The sequence below is a fragment of the Niallia oryzisoli genome (genome assembly GCF_043641075.1).
Classification (GTDB): Bacteria; Bacillota; Bacilli; order Bacillales; family Cytobacillaceae; genus Bacillus_BD; species Bacillus_BD oryzisoli_A.
Genome location: NZ_JBHZRC010000013.1, coordinates 75,932 through 91,904 on the forward strand (window position 1 = coordinate 75,932; position 15,973 = coordinate 91,904).

Below are 15,973 nucleotides of genomic sequence, written 5' to 3' on the forward strand. Positions count from 1 at the left end.
ACGAAGGAAAAGGTAATCAGAAAGGGCATTTGATGCCCGTTCCTACATTGGAGACAGGAAAAAGGTCATCAGAACGCGGACTTGGTGCCCATTCCCACATTGAAGCCAAGAAAAAGTTCATCAGAACAAGCTCTTGAAGCCCGTTCCCACAATCCAGCCATTAAAAGGTCATCAGAATACTCCCTTGTTTCCCATTCGAAGAAACAGCAATAAGCTTTGGGTATCAATTCTGGCCCCATTCGCCCACCCCAATTTATATAGTAGAATAACAGTAGTTAGAACATAGTATCCAATTCAAAGTCAATACTATACTACATAAACCAGCACAAGATAAAAATAACAAGCTCATCTTTCAGGATCCTTTCTAACAAAACCAACCCATTCAGTAAAAACGGAGGTAAAACTCAATGAACCGCAACACCTACATACAAAATTACGAAATGACAACAGCCCAGCTCCAGGATTGCGAAGGGATGTCCGCCTTAAATGACAAGGTCTATCCAAAAGAGTGGCATGTTTCCCCGGACATCCTAAAGATGATTTTACTAAAAAATCCTGAAATCTACCGCATTTTAAAAACTCCTGAGGGCGTGAAAGGTATGTACAGCCTATTTCCCATGAACAAGGAGGCCTACACAGCCATTCTGGAAGGAAAACTCAGTGAATATGAGATTGGAAAGCATCTGCAGACCTATCACCAGCCGACTGAGGTGTATCTTTACTTTATTACGCTTATCGTTGATATTCACGATGAACGCCGAAAGGAATATGCCAGCCTTGTCATAAAGGATATCCCAACCGAATTAAATCGACTTCATGAAAAAGGTATCCAAATCAAAGAAATCGGTGGATTTGCCGTAAGTCCCGAGGGAGAAAATGTGCTTCCCAAAATGGGATTCACAAATAATGGTGAAACTGTCCGGCAGAATGGCATGGAGTACCCTGTATTTCGAGCAAAGCCTGAACAGGTGATACAAAGCATCAAGCCATAATTCTAATAACATTTAATTTGCCGACATCTAATGTGTCATCCTCCCACGTTGGATGCAGGTTCGAAGCAGAGGGGCGGTTCTATTGATTCCAGTGGAAGCAATAGAACCGCCCCTCTGCTTCTTCTATTTTCATTAGAGCAATCGTTTTCACATTTAAGTGAAAAACACTGTATTAATGTTTCGGATAAAAATTTCTATACTGAGTACATCAGATAAAACGTTTCAAATGAGGAGGAGAAAAACATGAGTCAATCATGGCTGGAATTAGAAGGTAAAGTTGCAATCGTAACAGGCGGTGCCTCCGGAATTGGATTGCATATTGCAAAAGAATTATTAAACAATGGTGCGACAGTGGTTGTGTCTGATCTGAATGTTGAAGAAGGCAAGCAGGCTGACGGCACTTATTTTATAAAATGTGATGTAACGAAAAAAGAAAGCGTTGACCAAATGATTGCCAAAACGGTTGAATTGTTTGGCTCAGTGGACATCCTAGTTAATAATGCCGGTGTTAATCTGCCGCGCTTACTAGTGGATGTACAAGGTGAAAAGCCTGAATACGAATTAAGCGAAAAAGACTTTGACTTTATGGTAGCCGTTAATCAAAAAGGACCTTTCCTATGTTCACAGGCAGCTGCCAAGCAAATGCTGAAGCAAAACAAAGGTGTTATTGTCAACGTGGCATCAGAAGCAGGTCAGGAAGGCTCTGCCGGACAAAGCTGCTATTCTGCGACAAAGGGTGCCGTGATATCCTTCACTCGCGCTTGGGCAAAGGAATTAGGTAAATATAATATCCGTGTTGTAGCAATTGCCCCTGGAATTATGGAAGCAACAGGCTTAAGAACTAATGCTTATAATGAAGCACTTGCTTATACTCGTGGTGTTACAGTAGATGGTTTAAATACAGATTATAGTAAATCCATTCCTCTTGGCCGAGAAGGACAATTAAAGGAAATTGGCGATTTAGTATCCTACCTTTCATCAGACCGTTCAAGCTATGTAACAGGAACAACGGTTAATATCTCAGGCGGTAAATCCCGCGGTTAATAGGGATTCAAGGTTAGAAGGGAAGCCTTTCTTTTAAAGAATGAATGTTAGCAGAGGCCGCACCGAAGGGAAATGAACGGATGTAAACCAAAGATAACATTCATTTTAAAAGTAAGGTGGTGAAATACATGTCTGAATTCATAATGGATGAACGGACTGTTCGAATCCTTGAACTGACCAGCAAGAAAACGTACTGCACGTTGGATTATCTGGCAGAAACAATCGGGGTCAGTACTCGAACAATCCGAAATGATATCAAGCAGCTTAACAGTGACCTTGAGGGAATAGCAGTACTGGAGAATGAGCGGGGTAAGGGCTTCAGGTTGACAATTGAAAATCAGCCAGTGTTTGAGGAACTCCTGCAAGGTGTCAATGAAGAGAATACGGAGCAGGATTCTCCGACACGACGGATTGCCTTTATCATTGACCGCTTGCTTAACACTGAGGAGAATAACACACTTGATGAATGGGCGTATGAGATGAATCTTAGCCGATCAACCCTTGTGAATGTGTTGAAAAGGGCTGCTGTTGTTCTTGAAACCTACCATTTATCAATTCAAGGGAAGCCGAACAACGGGATGTTTTTAAAAGGAAATGAGCTGGATCTGCGCTACTTTATCCTTGATAACGTGTATGACTACCTATACAGCGACAATCCATTGGATAACGATATTGAAGAAGAGATTCGGATCATTGCCAATCATCATGATTTTGAAGCGACTACGCAAAAAAGATTGCTGCAGTCAGTGATTGTCATGCTGGACCGTCTCCTAAAGAATCATCCGATTGAACAAATGAATGGCAAACACGAAAAACTGCTTGATACCAACGATTATCAAATAGCAAAGGAAATCGCAGCTATGATTGAAAGAAAGCTGCCGATTCACATACCGGAGCAGGAAATCCTGTTTATCACATTGCCGATTGCAGGCAGACGGACTCCTACAAACAACCGAACAATGGCAGAAATCCAAATCACGGATGATGTAAACAGGCTCTTAGAACAAATTATGGAGCAGGTTGGTTTTAAAAAAGAAATCATTGCTGAAAATGAATCGTTTTTTGAGGATTTAAAATATCACCTGACGTTCATGCTGAATCGGATTACGTTTGATATCAGGATTAAGAATCCAATGCTGGCAGATGTAAAGGAAAAATATCCGGTTGCCTATAAAATGGCTGAAATTGCCGGCCAAGTGATTGAAAAGGAATACGGTTTGAAGGTTTCCGAAGACGAGCTGGGGTATATTGCTTTTTATTTCGGAGTGTTTATCACTCAAAGCGAGGTAAAAACGAAACGCTTGCAGCGGGTTGCTGTTATCTGCGGAACAGGGCGGGGGACGGCCAGACTACTTGCTATTCAATTGCAGCGTGTCCTGAATCAAAATACAGAGATTGACCTTTTTTCAGTAGCGGAGGCTACAAAAGAGCTGATGAACCAATACGATATTGTCTTTTCGACTGTCACACCAGCCTATGAACTCGAGACACCGTTAATCATGATTAATGAGATATTCGATGAAAAACGAGTGTCAAAGCAGATTGAAAAAGTGACCTATCTGCAAAAATTTAAGCTGAAGGACGAGGGCAATCATCATTCAATTATTAAGATGTTAACGAACGAGGCTAAATTTTTCCGATTAGACAGTACGAAAGGCTATAGCGAAAACGTTTTGGTCATGACAGAGGAAATGACCAAAAAAGGCTGCTTTGATGAAGGCTTTAAACAACGGCTAATCGAAAGGGCTGAAAAGGGTTCGATGGTATTTGACCGCTACATCGCTCTGCCGCATACGATTCAAACCGTCTCTGAGCAGATTCAATTGGCAGTGGGTGTGTTTCCGAAACAGGCACAGGCGGATGGTAAGGAAATAAAACTGGTCTTTCTATTAGGTATTCCAGAGCAAACAGAAAATGACGCAGGTCTTTTAGTGAAAATTTATGACGAAATTATTAAGATTTCAGCTGACGAGCAGCTTGTCGAACAATTAGCTGGCTCAAAGAGCTATGAAGAGTTTTCGAAATATCTGGAGAATAACAAAAGGTTCTAACTGAATCAAACGTAAGGAAGTGAAACGAATGAATATGATCATGATTATCATTTTTATGGCGGGCGCATTCGCTGTACAAATGGGGCTCGGTTTCCTCCAAATCAAGCATTTTTCGAAAGCGTATGCAGAAATGCGAAGGATCGGGAAAGTGGCAATTGGAAAGAAGCCTGGAAAAATTCGATCCGGAACCATTGTTCTCTTTGCAGTCTCCAAAAGCGGCAGAATTTTAAAGGCCAAGAAAATGCAAGGAGTTACAGTCATGGCAACCTTCAGGGATTTGCACGGCTTTGAGGATAAAAACATCCGTCATCTAAACGAAGAGGACATGACTCATTGCAATAAGCTACTAAAAGCAGCCATTCAGGATGCAGTTTCTAACTACAAGATCATCATGAGCGGTGGCGTGATTCAGGAAAAAAGCAGCTTATTTCGGAACATGATGGTGAAAGCAGAACGCATGGTGGCAGTAAAAAAATAATAAGAGGTGAAATTTATGGATATTCTCATTAAATTGGCAGAAGGCTTTATGAAATTATTTCAAACGGGTGCAGAAACATTCATTTCATGGATGACAAGCATTGTTCCAGTCGTATTACTATTAATCGTTGCAATGAATGCATTGATTCAAATCATCGGAGAGCAAAGAATTAACAAACTTGCGAAGGCTTCCGGGAAAAACCCGCTTTTAAGATATATGGTTCTTCCATTTATTGGATCATTTATGCTAGGTAACCCAATGGCTCTATCATTAGGACGTTTTTTACCAGAAAAATATAAGCCAAGCTATTATGCATCAGGTGCCTATTTCTGTCACACAAGTAATGGTGTATTTCCTCATATCAACCCAGGTGAATTATTTATTTTCCTTGGAATCGCAGCAGGTATTGAAACACTTGGATTAAGTACTTTAGAGCTGGCTATCCGCTATATGCTAGTCGGTTTAGTGATGAATTTCTTTGCTGGCTGGATTACGGACTTTACTACAAAAATGGTTGAAAAACAACAAGGCATTAAATTAAAAACAGAAGTACAAACATTACATCACTAGAATCCAGGGGAGGTATCTATTATGACTGAATATCGTTCTATAAAAGTTGAGAGAGGCAGCGGCGGTTTCGGCGGTCCGTTAACCATTACTCCGACTGCTGAAAGAAATAAAATTGTCTATATTACTGGGGGCGGTTCAAAGCCTGCAATTGTTGATAAAATTGCTGAATTAACGGGAGGCGAACCGGTGAACGGATTCCAAACATCGGTTCCGGATGAATCGATTATGGTGGCGATCATCGATTGCGGGGGAACTTTACGCTGCGGTATTTATCCGCAAAAACGGATTCCAACTATCAACATCATGCCAACTGGTAAAACCGGTCCGTTAGCGAAATTCATTACAGAAGATATTTATGTATCAGCTGTTGATGTGGAGCAAATTACAACTGTCGGTGGAGCGGCAGCACCTGTAGCAGCTGCTGCAGAACAGGTTTCTAAGCAACCGGAAAGAGAATATAAGTACAGTTCGAACAAAAAGGTTTCACAAACACTTGCTGACAAGAAAAATAATAGCATCATCACAAAGTTCGGACTTGGTGCTGGTAAAGTAATCAACACGTTCTATCAAGCAGCTCGTGATGCCGTTCAAACGATGATCAATACCATCATTCCATTCATGGCGTTTGTAGCATTATTGATTGGAATAATCCAAGGTTCAGGAATTGGTAACGTCTTTGCGAAAGTGATGTCGCCGCTTGCAGGTAATATTTGGGGACTATTGTTAATCGGATTTGTTTGTTCATTACCTTTCTTATCCCCATTACTTGGACCAGGCGGTGTTATTGCACAGGTTATCGGTACATTGATCGGGGTTGAAATTGGTAAAGGGAACATTCCTCCAAGCTTAGCACTTCCAGCATTATTCGCTATCAACACACAAAATGCCTGTGACTTTATCCCAGTAGGCTTAGGTCTTGCTGAAGCGGAAGCTGAAACAGTTGAGGTTGGTGTTCCGTCTGTTCTTTATTCAAGGTTCCTCATCGGGGTACCGAGGGTATTAGTAGCATGGCTTGCAAGCTTTGGTCTATATGAGTAAGAATAAATGAGTACACTATAAATCGACATGAGTAACATAAGTATACGTAACAAAGGAGGCGGATGGCATCGCACTTTGAGGATGCCGTATAATATGAAAACAATTTATGAAAACAAAGTGATTAATGTAGGACCGTTAGCGAATTCATTTTTAGAGGAGAAAATGTTTATCTTATTTGGAACAGAAGCTCCACAGGATTTAAAGGATTTCTGTTATAACATTAATGTTTTGGATACAGATGGAGAAATCAAAGCCGGACAAACGCTTTTTATCAACAATGATTCATTTGAAATTACGTCTGTCGGAAATCTTGTTCAACGAAACCTGACCACTTTAGGTCACATCACTCTTCGTTTTGACGGCTCAGCATCAGCGGAGCTTCCAGGAACTCTTTACTTAGAAAATAAAGAGATCCCTGTAATTGAAGAGGGCACAGAACTAAAGATTGTAGGTTAACACCATTTCGATTCAATGATTTAATAGGGGATTCTTTAAAATAATGGGCTTAATCTTTTATAGGTTAAGCCTTTTTCTATAGGAGGAATAAATATGAGACTGTATATTGATTCGGCAGATGTAAAACAAATTGCCCGCTTAAACGAGTATTTTCCTATTGCCGGTGTGACAACGAATCCATCCATTCTTGTAAAAGAAAACCGTCCATACTTAGAGGTTTTGAGAGAAATCCGTGAAATTATCGGGGAAGAGAAGGAATTATTTGTCCAATCCATCGGTGATATTTCCGAGGAAATTGTCGAAGAATCAAAATTTATCACTAGTGAGCTGCCGGGTAAAGTGATTGTCAAAATTCCGGTTACAGACGAAGGATTGAAAGCAATCAAACTATTAACGCTTGAGAATATTCCAACACTGGCTACAACAGTCTATACCGCATTTCAAGCGCTAATGGCTGCAATGGCCGGGGCTAACTATGTGGCACCATATGTAAACCGCATTGATAATTTAACCGGGAATGGTGTGAACGTGGTAGCAGAAATCGCTAAGCTTTATGCGGCTTACCAGCTTCCAACGGAAATCATCGCTGCAAGCTTTAAGAATGTTCAGCAGGTACATGATGTCTGCCTTGCTGGTGCCCATACGGTTACAGTCGGCCCTGATTTAATTGAGAAATTTATTGCTTTCCCAGCGACACCAGCTGATGTTGCTGACTTTAAGAGCCAGTGGCAAAAGACGTACGGAAGCGATAAAACGAGTCTAGTAAACTCTTAATTCAATAGCTGGATAGAGGCACATTTGTGTTGAAAGGTTGGCGGTGTACGTGGTCATTATGTGATCCATACTGAATGACTTAATGGCCGGCACACTGCCTGTTTTTTTATAAAAAAAGTATTTTCGGAGGGGAAACATGTCAGATAAACGAGTGGTATTTTTTGATTTAGACGGAACCTTGTTAACGAGTGATTTACAGGTTGCAGCAAGCTCCATTGAAGCGATTAAAAGGATTAGTGAGCAGGGAGTAGAGCCGGTGATTGCAACCGGCCGTGCGATTCACGAAATTGAATATGTCCTGGAAGCGACAGGAATCACCTCCAGTGTTGCAATGAATGGGCAATATGTGGTTTATAACGGAGAAGTGATTTACGAAAATCCGTTAAAGGTGGACGAAGTATTAGCTCTGCATGCAGAGGCCTCCCGCAACGGGCATGAGATGGCCTTCTATAATGCAGAAAAAATAACCGTAACAACCGGTGACTCTGAGCTGATTAGGAAAAATTACATGCGGGTTGGCGGAGAATATCCAGAGGTTGACAATGGTCTGTATCAAAATGAGCCGATTCATTTGATGCTGATTTTCTGTGAAGAGGGAGAAGAAGTCCATTACCAGGAGCGATTCCCATACTTCCAATTTGTCAGGAATTCACCGTACGGCTGTGATATCTATCCTGCAGGCTCATCCAAAGCAACCGGAATTGAGCAGCTGCTATCCTTAAAGAAATTATCGCCGGAAAATACTTTTGCATTCGGTGACGGCTTAAATGACCTCGAAATGTTCGATCTTGTCAAACATCCGGTAGCAATGGGAAATGCTGCTGACATCCTAAAGCAGACTGCAGCCTATATCACCACCTCAAACAACGAACACGGCATATCCAACGGTCTCCGCCTATGCGGCTTATTAAAATAAAGCAGGGGGACGGTTCTATTGCTTCCTTAGATATTAATAGAAAAGATGACTGAGTTAATGACCCTTTCAGGGTTTGACTCAGTTTTTTATTCTACAAGCTAAATTATTCGAAAAAGGGTGGTACGCTAATTTTCGGAGATTAATCACTTTCTGTACAAATAAATATATACAACTTGCCACTGTTTAATCATCAAATTTATTCACAAATAATCCTCCCCTAAAAATACCACTCATTTCCCCTTCTTCTAAACCTATGTATTTTGTTGTATTATTTATAAAAATAAGGACTTGTTTGTCGGGTAATTACTGCTTGTTTTTACAAAAAAACAGACACATAAATGTATGCAAATAATAGCAGTAACCAATTTTTTTAAAAAAGGAGGCGATAGAATGTTGAGTTGGGAAGAAAGACGTCAGCTGGTAAAGGTAGCCAATTTATATTATTTAGAAGAATGGACCCAGCAGCAAATTGCTAAGAAATTAGGTGTCTCTCGTCCTGTTATTTCAAAAATGCTTCAAAAAGCAAAAGATGAGAACATAGTTGGAGTCTATATTCGAGACGAAAGCCAGTATACCGTACAGATAGAAAGAGAACTAGAGAAAAAATTTCAATTAGAGGAAGTTATTGTTGTTCCGGTTAGAGATACAAATCCCTCAATGGTTCGAAAGAATGTGGGACAAGTGGCTGCCCAGTATTTGGCAAAAAATTTAACACCTTCCATTAAACAACTAGGTATCTCATGGGGAAAGACACTAGCGGAAGTGGTTAAAGAATACCCTTATGAGAAACGGGATCATATTAACATTGTTCCATTAGTTGGAGGAATGGGGACAAAAAGTGTCGACATTCATGCAAATCAACTAGCATATGAACTTGCAAAAAAAATGAATGGTAGTTGTTCTTACTTGTACGCGCCTGCAATCGTAAAAACTGAAGAATTGAAAGAGCGATTAATAACGATGGAGGATATTTCCTTAGTGTTAGAAGAAGCAAAAAATGTTGAAGTGGCAGTAATTGGTATTGGAAATCCATACAGTGGGTCAACCATGAAAGAGATTGGTTATTTGAAAGAGGATGATCTACGGAATTTAAAGAAGGCAGGGGCAGTAGGGGATATCGGTTCCTGTTTTTTTGATCAACATGGTGAACTTGTACAGCATCCACTAAATCAGCGTGTGATTGGTCTCGCATTACATCAATTAAAGGAAATTCCTTTTGTGATTGCGGTGGTAGAAGGTACTTATAAGGCAGAAAGTGTGAAAGCGGCTTTAGATGGAGGCTATATTGATAGCTTGATAATCGATGAGCATACAGCTGATTCCTTACTTTAGATAGATTAAGACATGAAAAATAAGTATAGTTACTTCCAAAATTTATATATGCTATGAAAAGAACTACTTAATAGGTGTTTGAAGATGAGGCCCGCCCCGTCCCTTTTAATCATACATAAAATCTAGACCCAATATTCCAATGATATCTCGGAGCTTTAATCGAAAAAAATATATCAATAAAGCATCAGCGTAAAAACACCTAATCTAGGTGTTTTTTTACTTTCCAAATGCTTGTTTTTTCCAATCGTAGTATAATAGTGACGAGGTGATCACACGATGAAGGAAATAAATTTAGGTTCATTATTGGATGTAATTGGGGAAGTTTTTTCTGATGAAATTTCCATTGTAGTGTCAAATACAACGAATTATCTTTATTATCGACCGAGTAAACGGATTGATTTAAAAATCAGACCAGGTGACCCAGTGAAGGAAGGAACGATGGCCTTTAAAGCGTTACAAGCGAAGCAAAAGGTCTCCGAATTTATTGACCGAGATGTGTTTGGAGTTCCCTATCACGGGATGGCTGTGCCTTTTTTTCATAATGGTCAGCTTCAAGGCTGTGTGACATCGATTTATCCTGCCCTATCCGATGGGAAATCGGTCGTTACAGTAAAAAGCTCTGATGGCTGGATACCGATCCCTTTTGGAAAAGTAGTTTATATGGAAGCAAAGGATAAGAAGACGACCGTCTATGCTGGACAAGTTACGGGAACGCACAAAAACACACTGCAGGAATTTGAATACCTGCTTCCGAAGGACTCCTTTATCCGCTGCCACCGCTCGTTTATTGTCAATGTGAATCATATTGAGGCGATTTATCCTGATACCCACTCTACGTTTGTGCTATCTATGGATAATGGAGAAAGGGTGCCTGTCAGCCAATCCTATTCCAGTTATTTCCGAAAATTGCTAGGATTCTAATAACTCTCCTGTTTTGGTGTCGAATTTTGCTGTTTTATTCTGAAAATTGGGTATTGTGTGCCAAAAATCTACACTTAATGACATGGATAAGTAAAATGATAAATATCTAGTCATTAAGAGAGGGATCAAATATGGAGAATAAGTTGGAGCGAATTAGAGACCAGCGTCTAAGAGACCGAGTAGTGACACCTGAAGAAGCAGCATCTTGGATTGAAAGTGGTATGACGTTAGGCTTAAGCGGATTTACACGTGCAGGTGATGCGAAAGCGGTTCCAATCGCGCTTGTAAATCGGGTTAAGGATGACGAATCTTTTAAAGTAAATGTCTATACAGGAGCTTCGTTAGGTTCCGACGTCGATAAATTATTTGCTGAAGCTGGTATTGTTGGAAAAAGATTACCGTTCCAAGCAGATGCTACCATGCGAAAAGGGATCAACCAAGGTGAATTTTTATTTGTTGACCAACACCTTTCTCATACAGCTGAATTGATCCGTGCGAATGTATTGGATATTGATGTGGCTATTTTAGAAGCTGTTGCCATCACTGAAGATGGAATGGTGATTCCAACTACATCTATTGGTAATTCCTTAACATTTGCTTTAAATGCAAAGACAATCATTATTGAGCTTAATATGGCTCAATCTGAACAACTAGAAGGGCTTCATGATTTATATGAGCCTGGAAAACAAGGAGCTCGCCAGCCGCTTCCGCTTGTAAAACCGGATGATCGAATCGGCACAAGTGGAATTCCTGTTGATGTTGAAAAAATAAAAGGCATTGTGTTTACCAATCAGCTTGATTCTCCATCAACGATTGTACAGCCTGATGAAGAAACACAAATCATGGCACAGCATTTAATCAGCTTCCTTCGCAATGAAGTGGAAGACGGCCGTTTAACAAACAGCTTAGCACCATTACAATCTGGTATTGGATCTGTAGCTAATGCGGTTCTTCATGGAATGATCGATTCAGAGTTTGAAAACCTAACCGTATATTCTGAGGTATTACAGGATGCGGTATTTGATTTAATCGATGCCGGAAAAGTAAACTTTGCTTCCTGCTGCTCCATTACACTTTCTGAAGAAAAAATGGACCAGGTATTCAATAACTTTGAGCAATATCGCGATAAATTAATGATGCGTCCGCAGGAGATTTCGAACCATCCTGAAATCATCCGCCGACTCGGATTAATTTCTATAAATACAGCATTAGAATTAGATATTTACGGAAATGTCAACTCCACTCATGTATTAGGTACAAAAATGATGAACGGAATTGGCGGATCCGGTGACTTTGCGAGAAATGCCCGCTTAGCAATCTTTGTTACCAAATCAATTGCTAAAGGTGGAAATATTTCAAGTATCGTCCCATTTGTTTCACACGTAGACCATACGGAGCACGATGTCGATGTCATTGTGACAGAGCAAGGATATGCAGACCTACGCGGATTAGCGCCAAGAGAAAGAGTCGAACTCATTATCGAAAACTGCGCACATCCAATGTATCGTGACCAGCTGCGTGAATACTATGAGGAAGCCTTAACAAGAGGCGGTCAAACACCTCACGTTCTAGAAAAAGCCTTCTCATGGCACACAGACTTTGCCAAAACAGGCACAATGCTGCAAAAAGTACCAGCAACCGTATAATATAACGGTTCACATATAAAAGCCTAATCCATTGGGGGACTATATGGTCAAACAAAGCTTAAAGGGGTGGGTACCCCCAATGGAATACCGCTTAACATAATGGGGGCCATGCCCCCGCTGGATTCAAACGAAAACATATAGGGGTCATATCCCTATTACTTTAATGCATTACCATAATGGGGGACAGTCCCCCAGCGCTTTAACGCTTTACTCTGACGGGCGTCCAATCCCCGTTAGTTTAGGTTAACTTATGTCGTTGATTCCCTTATCAATGTTGTTTTACCCGCATGGTGGGTTTTTCCCCCATCGGTTTATTTCTTTTCCTTCTATATTTTATATACTGCGCTTAGCCAGCAGCTGACGGAAAACAGCTGCTGGCTTTCTTTTTGTTAGCTTTTCAATTTTTGGGCTGAATTCAACCAACCTCGTGTCGATTAAGCTGTAAAATTCCCATCATAGCTTAACATAATGGCAGATTTAACCCCATCAATGGATGAGATATTATTGATAAAGCTCATATCATTACCCTTTACACGAACTTCATAGGTTACCTCAAAATCATTTCCCGGCATAATTGATTTTGATTTAATACAATGCTTTTTGGCATGCCCGGAAATCACATGCTCTAATGAGTTTTCTATGGATGTTTCATTATATCGAATGACTACTAAATAAGGATTATCAACCGTAACTCGGTTAATAAAGAAAAGAAGCACAAGCCCAATCGCAATGGACCCAATAATAGATAACAGAATAAAGCCCGCCCCGCATAGAATACCAGCTACAATTCCCCAGAAGATATAAACAATATCCAATGGATCTTTAATAGGTGTTCTAAAGCGCACAATGGACAATGCACCGACCATACCTAGTGATAATAGAACATTTGACGAAATTCCCATAATAATGATGGCAGTGGCCATGGTCATGACAATCAATGAAATATTGAAAGTATGTGAGTAAATCACACCTGAGAACGTCTTTTTATAGACCCAGTAGATAAATAATCCGAGTCCAAAGGCTACTCCTAATCCAATCAGTGTATCAACAATTGAAAAGCTTGCTGTTTTTTCTAGGAAGCTAGATTTAAATACATCGTTAAAATTTAACGTTTCCACTTTAATTCCTCCAAGTTATTATGTTTTGTTGCTGCATGAAAACAATTCAAGCTGCCGCCGCACGGCATTCCTGGCCTCGGTGTATTCTATTACCCATACATCCTGCTAATCTGGTATTTTGAATACGTTCCTCTCCGTCTGTCACCAATCTGAAGCAATTGCTTAATCACATCTGGCAAAAATTCATCATATTTCACTTCAAGGATCACGACTTCTGGATTGGTTTCAACCATCGCCAAATCCGGATTCAGCACATCGTTGTTTCGAAAGCTTGTTTTAATATTGCCGTCAAAGGTAACCCGCACATTTCCGTACCGATAAATAAAAACCTCCCGCTCATAATCAACCACAGTCATCGGTTTTAATCTGAATAACATCATTTGGTGGTAGAGATCTCGGATGAGTGGCCGATTGTCCTGCTCCATCCAATTAATGTCATCCCTTCTGATTTGCTCATACTCGGCAGGTGTCATCCGGCATTTTTGTTTATAGGTTAAATTATTTCGCTTGCTCTTTTTTTCCAGATTGAGAAAATCCATTTTATAGTCATACAGCCTAACGCGAAACTTATCTCGTTCAAAAAAGCCCTCTTTTTTCTGCATTAGCACCTTATTATCGAAGTTATCAAAGTAGACGCTGCGTATCAGATATTTACCATCTTGATTGGCATGGGGATCCACCTCCATAAAGTGCTTTAATCTATTTCGAAGCAGATAGCAATCTGAATTGGTTAATTCATGCTTTAGCTCATGGCGGCCTTGTACACCATTAAGGCTCATTGCTTTCATTTTCATCACTCCCTCAAGCTCTATGTTTCACATTATTAAGGAAGAACCTTAAACAAACCTTAAATGATTTTAGAAAAATTTTATTAGGATACATCACTTGATAATGAATTGACGGAAAGTGGGGTAATTGCTAAAATTATCCTTGAAGTACATATGTGAATAGGTTCACAAATTTGTCACTTTTTCCAAAGACTATTTCAAAAGGGAGTTTTCTTTTATGAAAAGAATCGTAACTCTAAGTACACGTAAACTGATGGATACCGCACTACATGGAGGCTGCGGCGCATGTCAGACATCCTGCCAGTCAGCGTGCAAAACGTCCTGCGGGATTGCCAATCAGAAGTGTGAAAACACACGAAACAGATAGGATCCCGATGGAACCGCCCAACTGACTGCAGCTGGGCGGCAATTTTTTTGAAAAAAGGAGAACGATATGATCCATCAATATAAACTTAACGGCTACAACATCGTACTTGATACCTATAGCGGATCGGTGCATGTGGTCGATGACCTTGCCTTTGATGTTATTGAGCTTTATGAGTCAACCTCACCAGAAGAAATCATGAAACGTATGTTAGAAAAATATGTAAATGATGCCTCCATTTCAGAAGGGGAAATCCTCGAAACCATTCTTGCTGTAGAGGAGCTAAAAGGGAGCGGCCAGCTTTTTACAGAGGACGAATATCAAAATCTCGCCATTGATGTAAGAAATCGAAAGACCTATGTCAAAGCCCTTTGCCTCAATGTCGCGCATACCTGCAATCTCACCTGTGACTACTGCTTCGCCAGCCAGGGAAAATATAACGGTGAACGAGCAATTATGAGCGTTGAGGTTGGAAAAAAAGCAGTCGATTACCTATTGGAAAACTCCGGGCATCATCGAAACCTTGACATCGACTTCTTCGGTGGCGAGCCGCTCATGGCGTGGAAGGTGGTCAAACAGATTGTCGCGTACGCAAGAAGCAAGGAAAAGGAGTACAAAAAGTCTTTCCGCTTCACCTTTACCACAAACGGCATGCTCTTAGATGATGAGGTCACTGAATTCCTGAATGAGGAAATGTATAATGTGGTTTTGAGTCTGGATGGCCGCAAAGAGGTCCATGACAGACTCCGCAAAACCGTCACGGGAAAAGGCAGCTATGACTATATCGTTCCGAGGTTCCAGGAGTTTGTCCAAAAGCGCGGCGACAAGGAATATTATGTACGCGGAACCTATACACATAACAATGTCGATTTCACGAATGATATTTTTCATATCGCGGATCTTGGCTTTGATAAACTTTCAATGGAGCCGGTCATCGGGGATCCAAAGGAGCCTTATGCCCTAACAGAGGACGACCTGCCTGAGATTTATCGACAGTACGAGATTCTCGCGAATGAAATGATTAAGCGAGATGAGGAAGGAAAGCCGTTTACCTTCTATCATTACATGCTTGACCTTTCGGAAGGCCCTTGTATACAAAAGCGAATTTCCGGCTGTGGCTCCGGTACCGAGTATCTCGCTGTCACCCCAACAGGCGACATTTTCCCATGCCATCAGTTCGTCGGGGATGAGGCATTCAAGCTAGGCAGCCTCTGGGACGGCATCACAAAACCAGAAATTCAAGCTCAATTTAAAGAAAGCAACTGCTACTCGAAGCCGGAATGTCAGGACTGCTGGGCAAAGCTATACTGCAGCGGCGGCTGTCCTGCCAATAACCTACACGCAACCGGCTCGCTCAACGGAACCCACGGCTTCAGCTGTGATATTTTTAAAAAGAGAATTGAATGCTCGATGATGGTAAAGGTGGCAGAATCGTTTAGAGAGATGGAAATAGCAGAGGGAGAATAAGAAAAAATGATTGAGGGA

The 15,973-nt window shown here is 40.8% G+C and carries 16 protein-coding genes; 14 read left to right on the top strand and 2 right to left on the bottom strand.

Features of this window, described 5'->3' with window-relative positions; translation table 11 throughout:
* Positions 1 to 407: 407 nt before the first annotated feature.
* The 12 genes from ACHUFV_RS23540 to ACHUFV_RS23595 all read left to right on the top strand — a co-directional run bounded on the left by ACHUFV_RS23540 (position 408) and on the right by ACHUFV_RS23595 (position 12,218).
* Positions 408 to 992: a hypothetical protein gene (locus ACHUFV_RS23540; protein ID WP_394238449.1), complete on the top strand. Its 585-nt coding sequence runs from the start codon at positions 408 to 410 to the stop codon at positions 990 to 992.
* A 243-nt stretch (positions 993 to 1,235) separates the two neighbouring features.
* Positions 1,236 to 2,036, top strand: coding sequence for an SDR family oxidoreductase (locus tag ACHUFV_RS23545; RefSeq protein WP_394238451.1), 801 nt, complete (start codon positions 1,236 to 1,238; stop codon positions 2,034 to 2,036).
* 128 nt (positions 2,037 to 2,164) lie between these two features.
* Positions 2,165 to 4,087 (top strand): BglG family transcription antiterminator, encoded by a 1,923-nt coding sequence (locus tag ACHUFV_RS23550; RefSeq protein ID WP_394238453.1) that lies wholly within the window; start codon positions 2,165 to 2,167, stop codon positions 4,085 to 4,087.
* A 28-nt stretch (positions 4,088 to 4,115) separates the two neighbouring features.
* Positions 4,116 to 4,565 (top strand): transcriptional regulator GutM, encoded by a 450-nt coding sequence (locus tag ACHUFV_RS23555; protein ID WP_394238455.1) that lies wholly within the window; start codon positions 4,116 to 4,118, stop codon positions 4,563 to 4,565.
* A 15-nt stretch (positions 4,566 to 4,580) separates the two neighbouring features.
* Positions 4,581 to 5,135 carry a PTS glucitol/sorbitol transporter subunit IIC gene (gene srlA / locus ACHUFV_RS23560; protein ID WP_394238457.1) on the top strand — a complete coding sequence of 185 codons (555 nt, stop codon included), beginning with the start codon at positions 4,581 to 4,583 and terminating at the stop codon, positions 5,133 to 5,135.
* Between the two features lie 21 nt (positions 5,136 to 5,156).
* The gene (srlE, locus tag ACHUFV_RS23565; protein WP_394238459.1) at positions 5,157 to 6,173 is read left to right on the top strand and encodes a PTS glucitol/sorbitol transporter subunit IIB; all 1,017 of its coding nucleotides are present in this window, start codon (positions 5,157 to 5,159) and stop codon (positions 6,171 to 6,173) included.
* Between the two features lie 93 nt (positions 6,174 to 6,266).
* Positions 6,267 to 6,629: a PTS glucitol/sorbitol transporter subunit IIA gene (locus ACHUFV_RS23570; protein ID WP_394238461.1), complete on the top strand. Its 363-nt coding sequence runs from the start codon at positions 6,267 to 6,269 to the stop codon at positions 6,627 to 6,629.
* Between the two features lie 93 nt (positions 6,630 to 6,722).
* The gene (locus tag ACHUFV_RS23575) at positions 6,723 to 7,403 is read left to right on the top strand and encodes a transaldolase family protein (RefSeq protein WP_394238463.1); all 681 of its coding nucleotides are present in this window, start codon (positions 6,723 to 6,725) and stop codon (positions 7,401 to 7,403) included.
* A 136-nt stretch (positions 7,404 to 7,539) separates the two neighbouring features.
* A complete protein-coding gene (locus ACHUFV_RS23580; protein WP_394238465.1) occupies positions 7,540 to 8,319 on the top strand; it encodes a Cof-type HAD-IIB family hydrolase in 780 nt (259 codons plus the stop codon).
* Positions 8,320 to 8,709: 390 nt separating this feature from the next.
* Positions 8,710 to 9,651: a sugar-binding transcriptional regulator gene (locus tag ACHUFV_RS23585; RefSeq protein ID WP_394238467.1), complete on the top strand. Its 942-nt coding sequence runs from the start codon at positions 8,710 to 8,712 to the stop codon at positions 9,649 to 9,651.
* 276 nt (positions 9,652 to 9,927) lie between these two features.
* Positions 9,928 to 10,572 carry a LytTR family DNA-binding domain-containing protein gene (locus ACHUFV_RS23590; RefSeq protein WP_394238469.1) on the top strand — a complete coding sequence of 215 codons (645 nt, stop codon included), beginning with the start codon at positions 9,928 to 9,930 and terminating at the stop codon, positions 10,570 to 10,572.
* A gap of 131 nt (positions 10,573 to 10,703) precedes the next feature.
* A complete protein-coding gene (locus tag ACHUFV_RS23595; protein ID WP_394238471.1) occupies positions 10,704 to 12,218 on the top strand; it encodes an acetyl-CoA hydrolase/transferase family protein in 1,515 nt (504 codons plus the stop codon).
* A gap of 434 nt (positions 12,219 to 12,652) precedes the next feature.
* Here the strand turns inward: ACHUFV_RS23595 and ACHUFV_RS23600 are convergent, their stop codons facing one another.
* Positions 12,653 to 13,336 carry a DUF4956 domain-containing protein gene (locus tag ACHUFV_RS23600; protein ID WP_394238473.1) on the bottom strand — a complete coding sequence of 228 codons (684 nt, stop codon included), beginning with the start codon at positions 13,334 to 13,336 and terminating at the stop codon, positions 12,653 to 12,655.
* Between the two features lie 89 nt (positions 13,337 to 13,425).
* On the bottom strand, positions 13,426 to 14,124 hold the full coding sequence (locus tag ACHUFV_RS23605; RefSeq protein WP_394238475.1) for a polyphosphate polymerase domain-containing protein: 699 nt from the start codon (positions 14,122 to 14,124) through the stop codon (positions 13,426 to 13,428).
* 217 nt (positions 14,125 to 14,341) lie between these two features.
* Between ACHUFV_RS23605 and scfA the strand changes: the two genes are divergently transcribed.
* A complete protein-coding gene (gene scfA, locus ACHUFV_RS23610; RefSeq protein WP_394238477.1) occupies positions 14,342 to 14,491 on the top strand; it encodes a six-cysteine ranthipeptide SCIFF in 150 nt (49 codons plus the stop codon).
* Positions 14,492 to 14,557: 66 nt separating this feature from the next.
* Complete coding sequence (gene scfB / locus ACHUFV_RS23615; protein WP_394238479.1) at positions 14,558 to 15,955, top strand: thioether cross-link-forming SCIFF peptide maturase; 1,398 nt, start codon at positions 14,558 to 14,560, stop codon at positions 15,953 to 15,955.
* The last annotated feature ends 18 nt before the right edge of the window (positions 15,956 to 15,973 follow it).